The organism is Lysobacter sp. 5GHs7-4 (assembly GCF_021284765.1).
Lineage (GTDB): Bacteria > Pseudomonadota > Gammaproteobacteria > Xanthomonadales > Xanthomonadaceae > Lysobacter.
The window spans coordinates 4170025-4189412 of record NZ_CP089924.1; the positions used below are offsets into that span (position 1 = coordinate 4170025).

Annotated in this window: 15 protein-coding genes; all 15 read left to right on the plus strand. The window is 66.4% G+C overall.

Going from position 1 to position 19388, the window contains the following annotated elements; genetic code table 11:
* Positions 1 to 41 precede the first annotated feature (41 nt).
* The 15 genes from LVB77_RS18750 (at position 42) to LVB77_RS18820 (ending at position 19367) form a co-directional block, all read left to right on the plus strand.
* Positions 42 to 848 (plus strand): D-hexose-6-phosphate mutarotase, encoded by an 807-nt coding sequence (locus tag LVB77_RS18750; protein WP_232907631.1) that lies wholly within the window; start codon positions 42 to 44, stop codon positions 846 to 848.
* Positions 849 to 947: 99 nt separating this feature from the next.
* Positions 948 to 2057: a DegT/DnrJ/EryC1/StrS family aminotransferase gene (locus LVB77_RS18755; RefSeq protein WP_232907632.1), complete on the plus strand. Its 1110-nt coding sequence runs from the start codon at positions 948 to 950 to the stop codon at positions 2055 to 2057.
* Positions 2042 to 3001 carry a glycosyltransferase family 2 protein gene (locus LVB77_RS18760; RefSeq protein ID WP_232907633.1) on the plus strand — a complete coding sequence of 320 codons (960 nt, stop codon included), beginning with the start codon at positions 2042 to 2044 and terminating at the stop codon, positions 2999 to 3001. Before LVB77_RS18755 ends, LVB77_RS18760 begins: the two co-directional genes overlap by 16 nt.
* The gene (locus LVB77_RS18765) at positions 2998 to 3936 is read left to right on the plus strand and encodes a WxcM-like domain-containing protein (RefSeq protein ID WP_232907639.1); all 939 of its coding nucleotides are present in this window, start codon (positions 2998 to 3000) and stop codon (positions 3934 to 3936) included. Before LVB77_RS18760 ends, LVB77_RS18765 begins: the two co-directional genes overlap by 4 nt.
* Positions 3937 to 3939: 3 nt before the next feature.
* Positions 3940 to 4359, plus strand: a complete 420-nt coding sequence (locus LVB77_RS18770) for a GtrA family protein (RefSeq protein WP_232907641.1) — start codon at positions 3940 to 3942, stop codon at positions 4357 to 4359.
* Positions 4356 to 5906 (plus strand): glucosyltransferase domain-containing protein, encoded by a 1551-nt coding sequence (locus LVB77_RS18775; RefSeq protein WP_232907642.1) that lies wholly within the window; start codon positions 4356 to 4358, stop codon positions 5904 to 5906. Before LVB77_RS18770 ends, LVB77_RS18775 begins: the two co-directional genes overlap by 4 nt.
* 271 nt (positions 5907 to 6177) lie before the next feature.
* The gene (locus LVB77_RS18780; protein ID WP_232907644.1) at positions 6178 to 6924 is read left to right on the plus strand and encodes an electron transfer flavoprotein subunit beta/FixA family protein; all 747 of its coding nucleotides are present in this window, start codon (positions 6178 to 6180) and stop codon (positions 6922 to 6924) included.
* The gene (locus LVB77_RS18785) at positions 6924 to 7862 is read left to right on the plus strand and encodes an electron transfer flavoprotein subunit alpha/FixB family protein (RefSeq protein WP_232907646.1); all 939 of its coding nucleotides are present in this window, start codon (positions 6924 to 6926) and stop codon (positions 7860 to 7862) included. The genes LVB77_RS18780 and LVB77_RS18785 overlap by 1 nt, the downstream gene beginning before the upstream one ends.
* A gap of 274 nt (positions 7863 to 8136) precedes the next feature.
* On the plus strand, positions 8137 to 10446 hold the full coding sequence (locus LVB77_RS18790) for an FG-GAP-like repeat-containing protein (RefSeq protein WP_232907648.1): 2310 nt from the start codon (positions 8137 to 8139) through the stop codon (positions 10444 to 10446).
* Positions 10447 to 10700: 254 nt separating this feature from the next.
* The gene (locus LVB77_RS18795) at positions 10701 to 13061 is read left to right on the plus strand and encodes an FG-GAP-like repeat-containing protein (RefSeq protein ID WP_232907649.1); all 2361 of its coding nucleotides are present in this window, start codon (positions 10701 to 10703) and stop codon (positions 13059 to 13061) included.
* A 791-nt stretch (positions 13062 to 13852) separates the two neighbouring features.
* Entirely contained in the window at positions 13853 to 14878 is a 1026-nt protein-coding gene (locus LVB77_RS18800) for an FG-GAP-like repeat-containing protein (RefSeq protein WP_232907651.1), read from the plus strand.
* Between the two features lie 147 nt (positions 14879 to 15025).
* On the plus strand, positions 15026 to 16207 hold the full coding sequence (locus tag LVB77_RS18805) for a VCBS repeat-containing protein (protein WP_232907652.1): 1182 nt from the start codon (positions 15026 to 15028) through the stop codon (positions 16205 to 16207).
* Positions 16208 to 16688: 481 nt separating this feature from the next.
* On the plus strand, positions 16689 to 17882 hold the full coding sequence (locus tag LVB77_RS18810) for a VCBS repeat-containing protein (protein ID WP_232907654.1): 1194 nt from the start codon (positions 16689 to 16691) through the stop codon (positions 17880 to 17882).
* A 70-nt stretch (positions 17883 to 17952) separates the two neighbouring features.
* On the plus strand, positions 17953 to 18159 hold the full coding sequence (locus tag LVB77_RS18815) for a hypothetical protein (protein ID WP_232907655.1): 207 nt from the start codon (positions 17953 to 17955) through the stop codon (positions 18157 to 18159).
* An 11-nt stretch (positions 18160 to 18170) separates the two neighbouring features.
* Complete coding sequence (locus tag LVB77_RS18820; protein WP_232907657.1) at positions 18171 to 19367, plus strand: VCBS repeat-containing protein; 1197 nt, start codon at positions 18171 to 18173, stop codon at positions 19365 to 19367.
* Positions 19368 to 19388 lie beyond the last annotated feature (21 nt).

A 19388-nucleotide genomic window follows, 5' to 3' on the forward strand; every position in this document is an offset into this window, starting at 1 on the left:
GCGCCAGTCACCCGGGCTCTGCGCCACGTCCGGGAGGCGGCATGAGCGGCAATCCGGCGCGGGTGCGCCTGCAGGGGCCGGACGGCGCACAGGCGTGGGTGTCGCTGCAGGGCGGACAGGTGCTGTCCTGGATCTGCGCCGGTCGCGAACGCCTGTACCTCAGCCCGCACGCGCGCTACGCGCCGGGCCAGGCGATCCGCGGCGGCGTACCGGTGATCTTTCCGCAGTTCTCCGACCGCGGCCCCGGCCCGCGCCACGGTTTCGCGCGCACGCAGCTGTGGACGCACGCCGGCGCAGGCCGGTTCCTGCTGCGCGACGACGATGCCACCCGCACGTTGTGGCCGCATCGGTTCGAAGCCGAGCTGTCCGCCGAACTGGGACGGGACTCGTTGGCGATGTCGCTGCGTATCGCCAACACCGGCCACGAGGCTTTCGAGTTCGGCGCCGCCCTGCACACCTATCTGCGTCTGGACGAGCTGGCGCGGGCGGGGCTGATCGGCCTGGGCGGCCGCCGCTACCTGGATGCGACCCGGCACGACGCGCCCGGCGTGCAGCACGAAGCGCAGCTCAGCTTCGCCGGCGAGGTCGACCGCCTCTATCCCGACGCCGCCGGCGGTCTGACGCTGCACGAGGACGGCCGCCGCCTGGCGATCCGCAGCGACGGCTTCCCCGACACCGTGGTCTGGAACCCCGGCGAACGCCTGGCCGCGGACCTGGCCGACCTGGGCGCCGGCGAACACCGTCGCTTCGTCTGCGTCGAAGCCGCCGCCGCGGCCGCGCCGCTGCGGCTGGAGCCTGGCCAGCGCTGGCAGGGATCGCAGACCCTCACCGTCCAGGACCCGCACTGAGCCGCCACGCCCGACGCGAGCCGTTGCGGGCGGCGCGGTGGCGACGGCGCTGGTCCTGCCGCCGTCTGGCAAACTACCGGCCAGCGTCCGGCGGCCTCCATGACCTCGCACAGCATCCCGATCAACTCGCTACTGCGGCATATCGAACCGCTGCAAGCCGCGCTGGCGCAGGCCGCCAACGACGTCATCGGCAGCGGCCATTTCGTGCTCGGCCGCCGCGTCGCCGCGTTCGAGGCCGAGTTCGCCGCCTATTGCGGCAGCGGCCACTGCATCGGCGTGGCCAACGGCACCGATGCGCTGGAACTGGCCTTGAAGGGCATGGGCGTGGCGCCCGGCGACCGCGTGATCGTCGCGGCCAACGCCGCCATGTACGCGACCTCGGCGGTGCTGGCCTGCGGCGCCGAACCCGTGTTCGCCGACATCCTGCCCGACGAGGCCACGCTGGACCCGGCGGCGGTCGAGGCGGTGCTGCGCACGCAGCCCGCCGCGAAAGCGCTGGTCGCCACCCATCTGTACGGCCGGCTCGCGCGCATGCGCGAACTGCTCGCGCTGTGCCGCGCCCACGGCGTGGCCGTGGTCGAGGACTGCGCACAGGCGCACGGCGCGCGCGACGCGGACGGCGTTCGTGCCGGCGCGCTGGGCGACATCGCCAGCTTCAGCTTCTATCCGACCAAGAACCTCGGCGCCCTCGGCGACGGCGGTGCGGTGGTCTGCGGCGACGACGCGCTCGCCGCGCGCGTGCGCCAGTTGCGCCAGTACGGCTGGACGGGCAAGTACACCAACGCGCTGGCCGGCGGCCGCAACAGCCGGCTCGACGAGATCCAGGCGGCCATGCTGTCGGCCATGCTGCCGCTGCTGGACGGCTGGAACCGACGCCGGCGCGCCATCGCCAATCGCTATTCCGAGCAGATCCGCAACGCCTCGATCGCCACGTCGCCCGTAGCCGGCGACGACTACGTCGCCCACTTGTACGTAATCCGCAGCGACCGCCGCGACGAGCTGCGCGAACACCTCGCCGCAGCCGGCGTGCAGACCGACATCCATTACCCGACCCCGGACCATCGCCAGCCCTGCCACGGCGGCCGCTATGCGGACATCGACCTGCCGCATACGCAGCGCGATGCCGCACGGGTGCTGACGCTGCCGTGTTTTCCGGAGATGACGGACGACGAGGTCGCCGGAGTGATCCAAGCATGCAACCGGTTCTGAACGACAGCCTGTCGCTGGTCGTTCCCGTGTATGGGAACGAAGCGTCCATCGACGCCCTGCTCAAGGCCATCGCCTCGATCCGGCAACAGTGCGCGGGCGGGTTCGAAGCGGTGTTCGTGGTCGACGGCAGCCCGGACCGCAGCTATGCGCTGTTGCACGAGCGCCTGCCGCAAGCGGGATTTCCGTCGCAGCTGATCAGCCTGTCGCGCAACTTCGGCGCGTTTTCCGCGATCCGGGTCGGCCTGGAAAAAGCCCGCGGCAGCGTGATCGCGGTGATGGCCGCGGACCTGCAGGAGCCGCCGGAACTGGTGCTGGGCTTCTACGACGCGCTCAAGAACCAGGGCCACGACGTCGCCTTCGGCGTGCGCGAGGGCCGCTCCGATCCCTGGCCGAGCAAACTCGCCTCCAATGCGTTCTGGTCGCTGTACCGGCGTCTGGTCATGCGCGACATTCCCAAGGGCGGTGTCGACATATTCGCGGTCACCGCGCGCTTCCGCGACCGTCTGCTCGCATTGGGCGAATCCAACACCAGCCTGCTGGCGCAGCTGTTCTGGCTGGGCGGCCGCCGCAGCTTCATCGGTTACGAACGCAGGTCGCGCGAACACGGCAAGAGCGCGTGGACCCTGCGCAAGAAGCTGCGCTACCTGTCCGACAGCATCTTCGCCTTCACCGACCTGCCGGTGCGCCTGCTGATCGCGTTGGGCGCGATCGCGATGTTGCTGGCGATCGTGCTCAGCATCGTCACCCTGGCGGCGAAGCTGTCCGGCCTGGTGCCGGTGCCGGGCTACACCGGCACCATGCTGACCGTGCTGTTCTTCGGCGCCTTCAATTCGCTGGCGCTGGGCGTGGTCGGCACCTATGCCTGGCGCGCGTTCGAGAACACCAAGGGCCGGCCGCTGGCAGTGATCCAGTCGGAAGAGACCTTCAACGAGGGACCGCCATGAGCCATTTCGTCCACCCCAACGCGCTGTGCGAGACCGACGCGGTGGGCGAAGGCACGCGCATCTGGGCCTTCGCCCACGTGCTGGCGGGCGCGCGCATCGGGCGCGACTGCAATATCTGCGACGGGGTGTTCGTCGAAGGCGACGTGACCGTGGGCGATCGCGTCACGGTGAAATGCGGCGTGCAGCTTTGGAACGGCGTGCGCCTGCACGACGACGTCTTCGTCGGGCCCAACGCCACCTTCACCAACGACCTGTTCCCGCGCAGCCGGCAATACCCCGACCGCTTCCTCGAAACCGTCGTCGAAGCCGGCGCTTCCATCGGTGCCAACGCGACGATCCTGCCGGGCCTGCGTATCGGCAGCGGCGCGATGGTCGGCGCCGGATCGGTGATCACCCGCTCGGTGCCGGCCAACGCGATCGTGGCGGGCAATCCGGCGCGCATCGTCGGCTATGTCAGCGATCACGCCGTCGCCGCTGCGAAAACCGAAACCGAAACGGCGGGCGATGCCGCGCCCGGCGTCAGCGCGACCACCGTCCGGGGCGTGAACCTGCACCGCCTGCCGCAGTTCTTCGACATGCGAGGCTCGCTCTCGGCCAGCGAGTTCGAACGCGACCTGCCGTTCCGGCCGCAGCGCCATTTCGTGATCTACGACGTGCCCACGCAGGAGATTCGCGGCGAGCATGCGCACAAGCACTGCCACCAGTTCCTGATCTGCGTGCACGGCTCGGTCCAGGTGCTGGCCGACGACGGCATGCGCCGCCAGGAGTTCGTGCTGGACGCGCCCAGCCTGGGCATCCATCTGCCGCCGATGATCTGGGGCACGCAGTACCGCTACTCGTCCGACGCGGTGCTGCTGGTGTTCGCTTCCGAGCCCTACCGGGCGGACGACTACATCCGCAGCTACGACGAGTTCCTCGCCCTGGCGCGAGGCTGAGCGGTGCGCGCGCTGGCCGGCCTGCTGCGGAACGAGAAGTTCCGTTTCCTGATCGCCGGCGCGACCACCACCGCCTTCTCCTACCTGCTGTACCTGCTGCTGTTGCTGTGGATCGCGCCCACGCCCGCCTACGCGGTGTCGTACGTCGCCGGCATCGTGTGGGCGTACTCCGTCAACAGCATCTGGGTATTCCGCGGCCGCTGGACCTGGTCGGGGCTGGCGGCGTATCCGCTGGTGTACCTGATCCAGGCCATCGTTTCGTTCGCGATCTTCTCGGTATTGCTCCAGCGGTTCCAGCTGCCCGCGGTGGTGGCGCCGCTGGTGACCATCGTGCTGATGCTGCCGATCAATTACGCTCTGGGCCGCAAGATCGTGCGCCACACCTCACGCCCCGCACCCTCCGATCAAGACAGGCAGCCATGACCGCATCGCCCCGCGCCTCGACCGCCTTCGCCCAGCCGCAGGCCTGGAACGGGCCCGTGTTGGCCGCCGCGGTGGTGTTCCTGCTGGTCTACGGCGTCGAGCTGTCGCATTTCACGCTGTCCAAAGACGAAGAAGTGGCCAGCTTCGCTACAGACACGGCACTGACCTGGCTGAGCCAAGGCCGCTGGGGCATGAGCCTGCTGACCTGGCTGCTGCCCAACTTCGAAGCCATTCCGCTGCTGTCTACGGCGTTGTTCGGCACCGGCCTGATTTTCGCCGCCTCGCGTGCCATCGACGATTTCCGCCTGAGCACGCCGCGCGCGTACGTTTACGCGATCGTCCACACCGGTTTCCCGCTGTGGCTGCACATCGCCGAGTTCAACACCTTCGCCGCCGGCTTCGGCTTCGGACTCGCAGCGGCCGCGTTAGGCGGCGGGCTGGCGGTGCGCAGCCGGACCTGGCGCGACCGGATCGCGGCGATCGCACTGCTCGCCTTTGCGGTGTCGATCTACCAGACGCTGGCGATCTACATCGTGCTGTACATCCTTCTGACCGTACACGCCGAGTTCGAGGCCGATCCGGACGGCTCCGCGAGCGCGCGGACGCGCGAGCTGGTCGGCAAGACCCTCGTATCGGCAGGCGTGTTCGTCGGTGCTTTCATCGCCTGTTGGATGGTCCAGCGAATCGCGTTGCGGGTCACCGGCATTCAGATGGCCTACGTCGACATGTACCTGCAGTGGGATCGTCTGCGCGCCGATCCCGCGGGCTCCCTGACCGTGGCTGCTCAGGCGCTGTCCGCCTACCTGTGCGGAACCCACCCGATCTACCTGGGCTGGGGCGCTGCGGTGCTCGCGCTGTCCTGGCTGGGCTTGCTGCCCTTGTGGCGGCTGTTGCGCGGTGGCGGCGGCAACGGGCTGCAGCAATGGACGTCGACCTGGCTGGTGGCGATCCTTGGTGTCGCGCTGGTCGCCGCCCCGTTCGTGCTCTCCGTCGGCACCTTGCCCGCACGCGCGCACATCGCATGGCCCCTGCTCGCCGCCTGGCTGGCGACGCGCAGCGTTCCGATCGCGATCCCGCGCCTGCCCACCGCCTATGCGCTGGTGTTGGCGTACTACTCGGTGGTCGTCGCGTCCATCGGTTCGTCCCTGTTCTATACCGAGCAACTGGCGCGCGCGGCCGACGCCGCGCTGACCCAGCGCCTGGCGCCCGCCATCGTCGAGGCCGCGGGCGCCGGGACCAACGGCACCATCCCGTTCGCCCTGTCCGGTCAGTTTTATCTCCCTGTCGACGGCCAGATGAAACGCGCCGAGGTATTCGGCACCTCGTTCTACGAACACGACGGCGGCAATGTGCGCCGGGTCGCGCTGTACATGAAGCTGCAGGGGTTCAACGGCCTCGATCCGGTCTGGCTGGGAAACCGTCCGGACCTGATTCCTGCCGCCCAATCCATGCCGACCTGGCCCGCGCCGGGTTCGGTGCGGCGGGTCAACGGCGTGGTCATCGTCAAGCTGGGGCCGCCGACGCCGCGGCAGTTGGTCAAGAGCTGACACCCCCGGCGAGGCAGTTCGGGGCGGGCCCGCGTGGGCGACGACGACCGCCCACGTACCGACGCAGGGCGGCTGCACCTGGACGCGCATCCGCGCCTGGTCGCGCGGATGAGCGCACGTTGCCTGCATGCTGGGCGCATTTCGGCGGGCGCGGCGGCCGTGGGCCACCCCCTGCCCCCTGCGCGGGCGGACGGTCTCCGCTAGAATTGGCGGTTCCCGGCCCCCGGGCCGCGCACCTCCCATTCGGGCACCCCCAAGGAATCCCCGCACGATGAAGATCCTCGTCGGCTACAAGCGCGTGGTGGACTACAACGTCCGCATTCAGGTCAAGCCGGACGGCTCCGGCGTGGTCACCGACGGCGTCAAGCTGTCGGCCAACCCCTTCGACGAAATCGCCCTGGAAGAAGCCCTGCGGCTGCGCGACAAGGGCATCGCGACCGAAGTCGTGGTCGCCACCATCGGCCCCGCCGACGCCCAGGCGCATCTGCGCAACGGCCTGGCGATGGGCGCCAACCGCGCCATCCACGTGGTCAGCGACCAGCCGATCCAGCCGCTCACCGCCGCGCGGACCCTGCTCAAGCTGATCGAGAAGGAACAGCCGGACCTGGTGATCCTGGGCAAGCAGGCGATCGACGACGACGCCAACCAGACCGGTCAGATGCTGGCGACGCTGTGGGCGCGCCCGCAGGCCACTTTCGCTTCCAAGCTCGATGTCGCCGACGGCAAGGCCACGGTCACGCGCGAAGTCGACGCCGGCCTGGAAACGCTGGAAGTCGATCTGCCGGCCGTGGTCACCACCGATCTGCGCCTCAACGAGCCGCGCTTCATCAAGCTGCCCGACATCATGAAGGCCAAGAGCAAGCCGCTGGAGTCGATCGCCTTCGCCGACCTGGGCGTGGACACCGGCGACACCCTCAAGACCACCCATTACGCACCGCCGCCGAAACGCAGCAAGGGCGTGATGGTCAAGGACGCGGCCGAACTGGTCGCCGCACTGAAGCAGAAGGGGTTGCTGTGATGAGCAAGGTTCTTATCGTCGCCGAACATTTGAACGGCAAGCTCAACGCCTCCACCGCCAAGTGCGTGTCCGCCGCGCAGGCGCTCAAGCCCGACAGCATCGACGTGGTGGTGCTGGCCGCCGATCCGGCCGACGTCGCAAGCCAGGCCGCGCAGATCGCCGGCGTGGCCAAGGTGCTGACCGTGGCCAACGCCGCCAACGCCAACGCGATCGCGCAGGTGCAGGCCCCGCAGATCGCCGCGATCGCGCAGGGCTACAGCCACGTGTTCGGCCCCTCGACCACCTTCGGCAAGGACTTGATGCCCTGCGTCGCGGCCCTGCTGGGCGTGGCCCAGGTGTCGGACGTGATGGCGGTGGAAGGCAGCCACAGCTTCAAGCGCCCGATCTACGCCGGCAACGCCATCGTCACCGTCGAGGCGCCGGCCGACCACACCGTGGTCGCGACCGTGCGCACCGCTTCGTGGCCCGAGGCCGGCCAGGGCGGCAGCGCGGCGGTCGAAGCCGCGGCGGTCGACGCCAGCCTGCCCAGCCACACGCGCTACGTGGGCCTGGCCGCCGGCAAGTCCGACCGCCCCGACCTGCAGAGCGCCAAGCGCGTGGTCTCCGGCGGCCGCGGCGTGGGCTCGGCCGACAACTTCAAGATCATCTACGACTTCGCCGACAAGCTCGGCGCGGCGGTCGGCGCCTCGCGCGCGGCGGTCGACGCCGGCTACGTACCCAACGAACTGCAGGTCGGCCAGACCGGCAAGATCATCGCGCCGGAGCTGTACGTCGCCATCGGCATCAGCGGCGCGATCCAGCACCTGACCGGCATCAAGGACGCCGGCACCATCGTCGCGATCAACAAGGACGGCGACGCGCCGATCTTCGAGATCGCCGACATCGGCCTGGTGGGCGATCTGTTCGCGCTGCTGCCGGAGCTGGAAAAGGCACTTTGAAGTTGCGCCCATAGCGCACTCGAAAGGCCGCCTCCGGGCGGCCTTTCCCGTTCTGGGGCCGCGCTCGTGCGCGGGCTGCGTTCCTATCGCAAAAGGGGCGCGACGTCGCCAAGCGCGTCTGGCACGCAAACGCCCCCATTCATGCCCATCCAGAACTGGAATAGGCGTAGCAAATAGCACCCCACCCGCCGGGCGCATGGTCATGCGACGGGCCAGCTGAAGGCGCTATGCTTGCAGCCGGGCGCCACCTACGATCCAGCCAGCTGAGGCAACGATGCGTTATTCACTATTAGCTTTGACCGTCACCCTGTTCATGGCCGGCTGCGCTTCGGAGTCGGATCCGGGCAAGCAGGCCGCAACGACGGCGACCACCGCCGGCGCCATCGCGCAAGCCGCTAGCGCCACCTCGGTCAAGTTGCCGGCCGGCCACGGCTTCGCATCGCTGCCCGACCGCGGCGCGCTGATCAAGTACGAGCGCAGCCAGGCGCCGCAGCAGCGCGGCGCGTTCACCTATCTGCCGGCCGAGCTCAGCGAAGCCCACATCCTCAATGCCACCGTGCCGGGTCGCGCGATCTCGCTGACCACGCCGGACGGCCAGCCGATGCGCATCGCCTACCAGCGCCACGAGGAAAGCCTCGACGGCAACTGGACCTGGATCGGCGAAACCCAGGACGGCCTGCGCGCCGTGATCACCTTCGGCGAGAAGGCCGTGTTCGGCAAGATCGAGCAGAAGGCCACCGAGGCCCTGCGCATCACCACGCTCAACGGCCGCACCTGGATCATGCAAGCCGATCCGAGCAAGCTGCTCGACGGCAACCTGCGCCGCGACGCCGAGTCCGACACCCTGATTCCGGCCAAGACCGCCGCCGGCGCCGCCTCGGCCCAGGTCGGCACCCTGGCCAACGCCGCCAACACCGTCGACGTGGCGCTGGGCTACACCGCCGGCATGATCGCGCGCTACGGCGGCGCGACCCAGGTCAACACCCGCCTGGTCAACCTGATGGCGATCACCAACCAGGCCTACCAGGACAGCCAGATCACCCCGCGCGTGCGCCTGGTGCACACGATGCAGGTCGACTACACCGACACCAACTCCAACGACACCGCGCTGGAAGCCCTGACCGGCTACACCTGCACCACCTCCGGCTGCACCCAGCAGCCGGTGCCGGTGGGCCTGCAGGGCCTGCGCGCCGCGCGCGACGCGGTCGGCGCCGACCTGGTCTCGCTGGTGCGTCCGTTCAACACCCCGGAACACGACGGCTGCGGCATCGCCTGGCTGCTCGGCGGCGGCGGCTCGACCATCGACAACAGCGATGCGGGCTTCGGCTACTCGGTGGTCAGCGACGGCCAGGACAAGGACGAAGGCGACGGCAAGACCTACTTCTGCCGCGAAGAGACGCTGGCGCACGAACTGGGCCACAACATGGGCCAGGCGCACAATCCGGAAGACAGCAGCGGCCAGGGCGCGCACAGCTACTCCTACGGCTACCGCGAAGCGGCCACCAACGGTTTCTACACCGTGATGGCCTACCGCCTGGGCAGCAGCACCCAGTTCTCGATCCCGTACTTCGGCAACCCCAGCGTCATCCACCCGGGCACCGGCCGCCCGACGGGTTCGGCCACCGCCGACAACGCGCGCAGCCTCAACCAGACCATGCCCTTGATCGCGCAGTTCCGCGCGTCGCTGATTCCGGACCCGACCAAGGTCCGTAACGACATCAACGGCGACGGCAACTCCGACCTGATCTGGTACAACGCCGGCGCGGGTTCGATGGCGTATTGGTTCATGAACAACACCTCGGTGGTGAGCAGCGGCAGCTTCTCGGTCGGCACCGCCTTCCGCATCGTCGGCACCGGCGATTTCGACGGCGACAACCGCACCGACCTGCTGTGGTTCAACAGCTCCAACAATCAGCTGCACCAGTGGCGCAGCCTGGGCAACGGCCAGTTCAGCTCGTCCTTCGTCGGTGCCATCGGCGCCGGCTGGGCGGTCGCCGAAACGCCGGACCTCAACGGCGACGGCAAGAGCGACATCGTCTGGGAGAACACCGCCACGGGCACGATGGCGTACTGGATCATGAACGGCTCGACCACCGTGTCCACCCGCGTGTACACGGTCGGCACGGCGTATCGCGTGGTCGCCAGCGGCGACTTCGATGGCGACGGCCGCGGCGATCTGATTTGGGCCAACGCCAGCCAGGGCTACCTCTATCTGTGGCGCAGCCGCCCCGACGGCAACTTCGACACGCCGTTCCTGGCCGCCTACGGCACCAGCTGGAACATCGCCGGCGTCACCGATCTCAACGGCGACGGCAAGTCGGACTTGGTGTGGGAAGAACCGACTCAGGGCATGATGGCGCAGTGGTGGATGAACGGCGCCAACATCCAATACTCCAGCGCGAAGTCGGTGGGCACCGCCTACCGCATCGCGACCACCGGCGACCTCAACGGCGACACCCGCGGCGACATCATCTGGGCCAACGCCTCGACCGGCCTGATGTACCTGTGGCGCAGCCGCGGCGACGGCGAGTTCGACACGCCGTTCCTGGCCAGCTACTCGACGGCGTGGTCGCTGATTCCCTGATCCGCCCGCACGTCGTACACGAAAAGCCCCGCGCAACCCGCGGGGCTTTTTTTGTTCATCAAAGCCCCCCAACCTGGCGACCGGATCGCCGGTGCAGCGCATGCTCCCCCTGCCGTGGGTGTCGGATACCCCGTCCAAACGCCCCTTCCAGGGCCTCATGCAACCGGCTCACCGCAAACCGCACGGATACGCAGCGCTTCCTCTTAAGCTATAGGCCAGGGGAGTCGGCCATTTTGCGCCGGCAGGAAGTAGCAATGCGTCGTTCGATTTTTGCTGTGTCCGTCATGTTGCTGATGGCGGGCTGCAGCCCTGCGCCACAAACCGGCAGCGCCCCCTCCGGCGCTTCGCCAGACCTAAGTACAGCTTCCGCGGCCATCGCGGCCGCGCCACGGATCCGCGACCGCCCGGGTATCGCCGGCCTGCCAGATCACGGCGCCTTGGTCCGCTACGACCGCTCAACCGCCAGCCAAAGCCGCGGCGCCTACACCTATCACCCGATCGAACTGAGCGAAACGCACGCACTGAACGCGGCAACGCCCGGCCGCAGCCTGTCGCTGACCGCACCCGATGGCCGTCCAGTCCGCCTGACCTATCAGCGTCACGAAGAAAGCCCGGACGGCAACTGGACTTGGATCGGCCAGACCGCAGAGGGCGCGCAAGCGGTGATTACGTTTGGCGAAAAAGCGGTGTTCGGCAGGATCGAACAGCGAACGGGCACAGCATTACGGATCACGACCTTCGGCGGCCGCGGCTGGCTCGCCGTAGCCGATCCGTCGAAGTTGTTCGACGGACGACTCCACGTATCCAGCGAATCCGATGCGCTGATCGTGCCCCAGCTGGACCAGGCCGCCAGCGCTGCGGCGATCGAACCACTGGCGAAACCGAACGGCGTCGTCGACCTGGCGCTGGGCTATACCGACGGATTGGCCGTCCGCTACGGTGGAGATTCCCAGGTCAACACGCGCCTGAGCCACTTGGTCGCGCTGACCAATCAAGCCTTTCGAAGCAGCGGAATCTATCACCGCCTTCGCCTGGTGCATTCGATGCGCGTCGCGTATACCGACGCCAATGCCAACGCCGCCGCGCTTGGCGAGTTGAGCGGCCAGGCGTGCAGCGCATCGAGCTGCGAGAGCCGACCCGTTCCGACAGGTCTGCAACCTCTCCGCGATGCGCGCGAAATCTATGGCGCCGACCTGGTTTCCCTGGTTCGTCCATTATCGCTGCCTCAACAGGCGAGCTGCGGCACGGCATGGATCATCCGCCCTCCGCAAGAAGGCATGCCCCTCAATAGCGCCGACGAGAAATTCGGCTACTCGGTAATCGGCGACGGCGTCGACTTCGACGAAAGCGTAGGTAAAACCGCCCACTGCCCAGAGGAAACCCTGGCTCACGAAATCGGCCACAACCTCGGACAAGCGCACAACGTCGAAGACATTCCCATTGGCGGATGGGGCGCCCACTACTATTCACAGGGTTATCGCGAAGACGAGGCCGACGGCTTCTACACGATTATGGCCATTCCGAAGGCCGGAAGCTCCCAGTTTTCCGTTCCGTACTTCAGCAATCCCAGATGGGTCTATCCCTATAACAACCGCCCCTTAGGCAAACACGGCACCAGTGACAACGCTCAAAGCCTCAACTTGATGATGCCAATGGTCGCTCGGTTCCGCGCCGCTGTCGTGCCCTATCCCAAACGCAGCGTACGCAACGATCTGAATGGCGATGGCAAGTCTGATCTGTTCTGGTATCACCCGGGTCAAGCGCTGATGGCCTACTGGTGGATCGATCAGGCCAGCGTACCTGGCAGCGGCAGCTTTCCAGTCGATCCTCGTTATCGCATCGCTGCCACGGGGGATTTCGATGGCGACGGCCTTGCCGACCTGCTGTGGATGAACGATGCCGACAACATCGCCTACCTATGGCGCAGCCGCGGCGACGGCCAGTTCGATACGCAATACGTGAGTGCCCCCTACTCGCCGTTCGCCACCTGGGGCACCGGCTGGCGGGTTGTTTCGTCCGGGCACGACCTCAATGAAGACGGCAAGGACGACATCATTTGGCAGGACAGCACCAAGCGCACCGCTTACTACTGGTTCATGGACGGGGGCAAGGTCGTTTCGTCCTACGTGAGACGCGCTACCGCCATTCCTCGCCTTGAAATGTTCGGCAGCGGCGATTTCGATGGCGACGGCAACGGAGACCTGATCCAGATCAACCCTGTCGACAACTACCTATATCTGTCGCGCAACCCCTTCGGCGACGGCCTTCATTACGAAACCGAGGGAATCACGCGCTACGACCCCTCGTGGACACTCGCTGGCGTCGCCGACCTGAACGGCGACGGGATGTCCGACCTGATTTGGGAAAACCACAATCTTGGGTTGATGGCGTACTGGCAAATGAACCGCGCCGCCATCCAATCGTCGGTCGTGAAATCCATCGATCCGGCCTACCGGATCGCCGCGACCGGCGACTACAACGGTGATGGCCGCGGCGACATCCTGTGGACCAATGCATCCACCGGACTCATCTTCTTGTGGCTCAGTCGCGGCAACGGCGAGTTCGACACGCCGTATCTAGCCAGCTACTCGACGGCGTGGTCTCCGATTCCCTAAGCCATCGGCGTCATCGCGAGCGAAAGCCCCGTCCGACCGACGGGGTTTTTTTTGTCCATGCCACAAGCGATTTCTTGCGCACAGGCGAATCAATTGTGAGCACATCGGACGCCACGGCACTGAAGATCATTCAATAACATCCACTCTTCGTATACAGGAAAACGGTTCGGCGCAAATCTTCGGCGGCGCACGCATTGCGCAACCTCGAGCTGGCGACTTCGCCCGATCGTAGAATTGCCTTCTCACATATCGCATATCGCATGAAACGCGCGGAACTCAAGTGCGATGCGCCTTCGCTGGTTGCCCGCATATGGACGCACCTCCGCCTGCGGAATGATCGCACTTGAAACGCACGATGGCTCAACAAAGGCACATAAGGTCAGCACTCGATCAACTAACAGCGCGCGAAGGATGCGCACTTATCCCGCACCCGCATCGGCTACCGGATCCGGCTTCACGCAGCGCATGCAAATCCAATGCAACATGCGCTCAGGAATTAGACGTGGATGCGATCGCGCATGTCGGAAAACGCGGAGCCAACACACCGCGACGGCCGTGGCGAGGGGCACTCGGATCGATCGTCATGACACCTGCCGACGGCCGCACGGGTTGCCGCCGCCTTCGCATTTGGTCTCGTGACCATCCGCCGCCACCGACATGCTCCCTTCACTCTCCGTATCGCAGCCACCCTCTGGAGACGCAGCATGCACTTGCTCCTATCAGCCGCCACCGTCGCCGCTCTAGCGAGCGTAGCGCAGCAGCCGACGCACTCGCCTCACTCGGTGCAGCCGTTGGACGCCCGCTGGCAAGTTCATAGCGGCCCGCTTCGCACGGCTCCGCAAAGCGACTCCACCGCTCGCACGCACGCCACCTTGGCCGTCGCCCCCGGCTCGCACAACGACGTCAACGCCGATGGCCGCTCCGACGTGTTCTGGGTCAGGTCCGCCGTAAGCGTCCAGGCGGTCGCGCATTGGATGATGAACGGCGCCAGCGTTATCGGCACCACCAGCCCTAGCCAACCTCCGGCGGGCACCAACGGCGTCTGGAAAGGCGACCTCGACGGCGACCGCAGGACCGATCAGCTCTGGTTCGACAGCAGCGCGGGCAAGCGCAGCTTGATATGGGCCAGACAAGTCGACGGCGGCGTTCAGCCGACCCACATCGCGACCATTGGCGACGGCTGGCTGCCGGGCGAAATCGTGGACCTCAATGGCGACGGCAAAAGCGACATCGTCTGGATAGACCGGACGCGCGGCTTGATCGCCTATTGGCTGATGAACGGAGCGACGGTGTCCGGCAGCCGTGTCTACACCTACGACCGCGCGAACTTCATGCTCAACGCCAGCGGCGACTTCGATGGAGACGGTCGTGGCGACCTGCTGTGGACTGGAGGCGCCGGCGGGCCGCACGTGTACCTCTGGCGCGGCAGAGCCGATGGAAATTTCGATCAGGTCTACGTGGGCAGCATCGACTACGACTGGGAACTGGAATGGACGTCCGACCTCAACGGCGACGGCCGGACCGACTTGATCTGGACGAACCGCGACAACCTGGTGGCGTATTGGTGGATGAACGGCGCCAGCGTACAAGGCCGCGGCACCCTCCCGGCCGATCTCGGCAACTACGAGATTGCAGCCACCGGCGATTTCGACGGCGACGGCAAAGGCGACATCCTGTGGACCACACAGGATCGCGATGAACAGGCGCTGCTGTTCCTGTGGCGCGGCCGTGGCGACGGTCGTTTCGACGCGTCTTACGTAGCCGCCTACAACCGCTCCACCTGGCTGTCGCTGCCGGACCGCTACCCCAAGCGCTGAGACCTTCGAGAACAAGATCCATCGCACCGAATTCATTCATGGAGACAGGCGTATCGGCATTGCGCCTTCGCACACGGACTCGCGGCCATCTGCGCCCCATGTGGACCTCCATCGCTCGCCGTCACACCCATCGCAAGGAGACTTTGCGTGCGCAATCTTCTCTCAGCCGCCTTCGCTGCCGCGTTGTTGACCGGATGCCCGCTCGAACAAAAGACGGACAGCGCGGAATCGAATAACGCCGACGCCGACGCCGAGGTCACGCCGGCCGTTCGTCCGTCCATTCGCGCACCCGGCTCCACGCGCAATGGAGTGGTAAGGGCTATCGGTATCGGCCCATCCGACACGCTGGCGATATCGGCCGCACCGGCCGCCTCGCCGCTCGCGATCACGCGGCCTGCCCAGGGCGACGCCAACGCCGATGGCCGCTCCGACCTCACCTGGGTCCGCCTCAACGGTTTCCACTACGACACGGCGCATTGGCGAATGAACGGAGCCACCGTGCAGCAGTACACCGGACCGACCCGGGTCGTCTGGGAGCAAACCGCCCCCGTGCTCAATGCCGATTTCGATGGCGACCGACGCGTGGACCAGCTCTGGTTCAATGCCAGCGACCCCGGCCGCCAACTCGTCCTGGCCCGACAGAACGAGACCGGCGGCTTCGAGCAAACCTACATCGCCACCGTCGGCGAGGGCTGGACGCCCAGAGCGGCCGTGGACCTCAACGGCGACGGCAAGAGCGACATCGTGTGGGTAGATAAGGCGCGCGGGCTGATGGCCTACTGGCTCATGAGCGGGCCCACGGTGCTGGGCAGCAGGCTCTATTCCTTCGATACCGAAAACTACGTCTTCCTGGCCGCGGGCAGCGGCGATTTCGACGGCGATGGCCGTGGCGACCTGCTGTGGTACGGCAACGACATAAGGGGCCCCATCTACATGTGGCGCGGCCGGACGGACGGCCACTTCGATCAGCTGTATGTGGGCAACCAGACCATCGAGCATCATTTACGTGGCACCACCGATCTCAACGGGGATGGAAAATCCGATCTGATCTTCACCGCGTTCTCCCGGAAACAGTTCTCCTATTGGCTGATGAACGGCGCCAGCGTCCTGCAGCGCGGCAGCATCGACGCCGACATGCAGCATTACCAGGTCGCGACACTGGGCGACTTCGATGGCGATGGGAAGGGCGATGTCATGTGGAGCGGTTGGTCGTCGGAGGGAAACACCGAACCCCTGTACCTGTGGCGCAGTCTCGGCAACGGAACGTTCGAATCGCGGTACGTCGCTCATTACGACAACACGATATGGCGCGTCATACCGAATCCATAGGCAGCCCGGCGGTACCGGCTCCCGCCACTTCGGCGATTCACGTTGTTTGAGTAAAAGTCGCGCATGGTACTTGTGTGGGCGCGGGAGCGATCCGCGACCTTAGGCCCGGCGCTCACGACAGCCCGCCCTTCAGATTCGATGACGAAGCATCCGTACGATGACTGCGCTGCCCCTCGCCGTGCTTTTTACGCGGCGGACCTTGCACAGAGGCGCTCAACCCTGATCAAGCACACATCAAATCAGGACTTGGTCAACAAGCAATGTGGAGATCATGCACATTGCTATTGCATTGGTACCGATAACGAAAAATCGGCTTCACGCCGCGCATGCGAAACCGGTGCGTACATCCGTATCCTAGGTTTGCAATTTCGATTCGATGTCGCACAGGGAGCTTGATCCGCAGTCGAATTTTTCTTGCGTTCGCAATACCGGTACGGCCGCCTTCCCGAACAGGCGGCAGCTCAATCTGAAGGAGTCAGCAATGCGCAACATGGTTCTAGCAGGGATCGCCGTTCTAACGCTGTCGGGTTGCCCGCAAGATTCGAACGAAGTCGCCGCCAGCCAATCGCAGGCTGGCGCCTCGCCCGTCGTCGCACGGGCTGTCGCGCCGGATACCGTCACCGCCCGTTTCGTGGCCCCGCTCGCATCCGCTGGTGGCCCGCAGCTGGCTGCCGCGACACCGGTGGGCCCGCACCGCGACCTCGTCGCGTCCTCGCTCCGAGCCGCATCCGCGCAAACGCTGGCGTCCGTGCGCGGCGCCTATAACGACGCCAACGCCGATGGCCGTTCTGATCTGGTTTGGATCGGGGAGGCCAGCGGTTCCCTCGTAGGTGCGCATTGGTACATGCAAGGCGCGCAAATCACGCGCACGTCCGGTCCGACCACCCTGGACGGCGACGCCATCGTAATGAGCACGGGCGATTTCGATGGCGACAGACGCGTCGACCAGTTATGGCTGACGAATAGTGGCAACCTGAGCCTGGGCCGGCTCAACGAAGCCGGCTGGTACGAGTCGAAGTTCATCGCTCACACCGATGGCGTTTGGCTACCCCACCGCTCCGCCGACCTCAACGGCGACGGCAAGAGCGACATCGTCTGGATCAATCGCTCGCAGCGCAAGATGGCCTATTGGGTCATGGACGGCACCCGCGTCCTGCGTACCGGCGTGTACGACTTCGACGCCGCCAACTACACGCTGGCCGGCGTTGGCGACTTCGACGGCGACGGTCGCGAAGACCTGCTATGGCGCCACCAACGCAATCATGTGCTGTACCAGTGGCGCAGCCGCAGCGACGGCCATTTCGATCAGCAGTACGTCGGCACGGTCAGCGGCATCTGGCGACTGGACGCGACCCCCGATCTCAACGGCGACTCGCGCTCGGATCTGGTCTGGATCAATCTGGAGGAGGATCAAGTGGCGTACTGGTGGATGAACGGCGCCACGATCCAGCGCACCGGCGTGCTCTCGGCAGACACCCGAAATTTCGCCCTGGGCGCGTGGGGCGACTTCGACGGCGACGGCAAGGGCGACCTGGTTTGGGTGGGACGGCCCAACGGCAACGACGCCCCGCTTTACCTCTGGCGCGGCCGAGGCGATGGAAACTTCGACTCGATCTACATCGCCGGCTACGACGCAGGCACTTGGCAATTGATGCCGGCCTACGCGGATGCTTGACCGCACTTGATCGCGAATCGTCGGCCCCGTCCATTCCCCCGCAGTTTCACCCCGCACCAGGAGTCCAACCGTGCGTTATTTCATTTCAGCCGCCATCGCCGCCGCGCTGCTGGCCGGATGCTCGCAGGAGCACACTGAGAACCCGGCGAGTTCGAATGCCGGCAGCCTCGCAGCCAAGGATGTACCGACCGCGAGCGCGTCGACCGGCCGGGCGCCGGCCATCGCGACGGCACGCACGGAGCTGCTGCCTTTCCGCGCAGGCGGCAGCTCAATTTGAAGGAGTCAGCAATGCGCAACATGGTTCTAGCAGGGATCGCCGTTCTATCGCTGTCGGGTTGCCCGCAAGATTCGAACGAAGTCGCCGCCACCCCATCGCAGGCTGGCGCCTCGCCCGTCCTCGCCCGGGCCGTCGCGCCGGATACCGTCACCGCCGGTTTCGTGGGCCCGCTCGCATCCGCCAGTGGTCCGCTGCTGTCTGCCGCAACACCGGTGGGCTCGCACCGCGACCTCGTCGCGTCCCCGCTGCGGGCCACATCCGCGCAAACGCTGGCGTCCGTGCGCGGCGCCTATAACGACGCCAATGCCGATGGGCGTTCGGACCTGGTCTGGCTCGGGCTGGTCGACGGCTCGATCTATGGCGCGCATTGGTACATGCAAGGCGCGCAGGTCGTGCGCAGCACCGGCCCCGCCACGCTCGATGGCGATGCGATCGTGTTCGTATCCGGCGATTTCGACGGCGACAAGCGGGTCGACCAACTCTGGCTGCGGAACAACGGCACGCTGACGTTGGGGCGGCTCAACCAGGCGGGATGGTACGAACACAAGTACATCGGCCAGGCCGCGGACGGCTGGCTGATCGACAGATCCGCCGATCTCAACGGCGACGGCAAGAGCGACGTCATCTGGAGAAATCGCTCGAAAGCCCAGATGGCGTACTGGCTGATGGACGGCGCGACAATCCTGCGCACCGGCTTGTATCCGCTAGACGTGATCAATTACACCTTGGCCGCCGTCGGCGATTTCGATGGCGACGGCCGCGAGGATCTGCTGTGGCGCGGCCGGCAAAGCCAGGCCCTGTACCTGTGGCGCAGCCGCAGCGACGGCCATTTCGATCAGCAGTACGTCAGCACGGTCGGCGCCGATTGGAGCGTCGATGCGTATCCGGATCTCAATGGCGACGGGCGCACCGATCTGGTTTGGGTCAGCCAGGATCAGCACCTGCTGGCGTACTGGTGGATGAACGGTGCAACCACGCTGCGTACCGGTGTGCTGAATGTCGACACGGTGAATTATAGGCTGAGCGGCTGGGGCGACTTCGACGGCGACGGCAAGGGCGATCTGGTTTGGATGCGTGGCCCTGAAGACGGCCCGAGTGCGCCGCTGTTCCTGTGGCGCGGTCGCGGCGACGGCAGCTTCGAATCGGTCTACATCGCGAACTTCGACGCCGGCAACTGGCTGCTGATGCCGCCGTATGGGGACGCTTGAACGCGCGTTCCGGCATTGTCG

Excerpts from the sequence above, each read along its gene's own strand:
- LVB77_RS18755 (WP_232907632.1), top strand. The coding sequence starts at position 948 with ATGACCTCGCACAGCATCCCGATCAACTCGCTACTGCGGCATATCGAA.
- LVB77_RS18820 (WP_232907657.1), top strand. The coding sequence starts at position 18,171 with ATGCGCAACATGGTTCTAGCAGGGATCGCCGTTCTATCGCTGTCGGGT.
- LVB77_RS18785 (WP_232907646.1), top strand. The coding sequence starts at position 6,924 with ATGAGCAAGGTTCTTATCGTCGCCGAACATTTGAACGGCAAGCTCAAC.
- LVB77_RS18765 (WP_232907639.1), top strand. The coding sequence starts at position 2,998 with ATGAGCCATTTCGTCCACCCCAACGCGCTGTGCGAGACCGACGCGGTG.
- LVB77_RS18780 (WP_232907644.1), top strand. The coding sequence starts at position 6,178 with ATGAAGATCCTCGTCGGCTACAAGCGCGTGGTGGACTACAACGTCCGC.
- LVB77_RS18750 (WP_232907631.1), top strand. The coding sequence starts at position 42 with ATGAGCGGCAATCCGGCGCGGGTGCGCCTGCAGGGGCCGGACGGCGCA.
- LVB77_RS18760 (WP_232907633.1), top strand. The coding sequence starts at position 2,042 with ATGCAACCGGTTCTGAACGACAGCCTGTCGCTGGTCGTTCCCGTGTAT.
- LVB77_RS18775 (WP_232907642.1), top strand. The coding sequence starts at position 4,356 with ATGACCGCATCGCCCCGCGCCTCGACCGCCTTCGCCCAGCCGCAGGCC.
- LVB77_RS18810 (WP_232907654.1), top strand. The coding sequence starts at position 16,689 with ATGCGCAACATGGTTCTAGCAGGGATCGCCGTTCTAACGCTGTCGGGT.
- LVB77_RS18795 (WP_232907649.1), top strand. The coding sequence starts at position 10,701 with ATGCGTCGTTCGATTTTTGCTGTGTCCGTCATGTTGCTGATGGCGGGC.
- LVB77_RS18790 (WP_232907648.1), top strand. The coding sequence starts at position 8,137 with ATGCGTTATTCACTATTAGCTTTGACCGTCACCCTGTTCATGGCCGGC.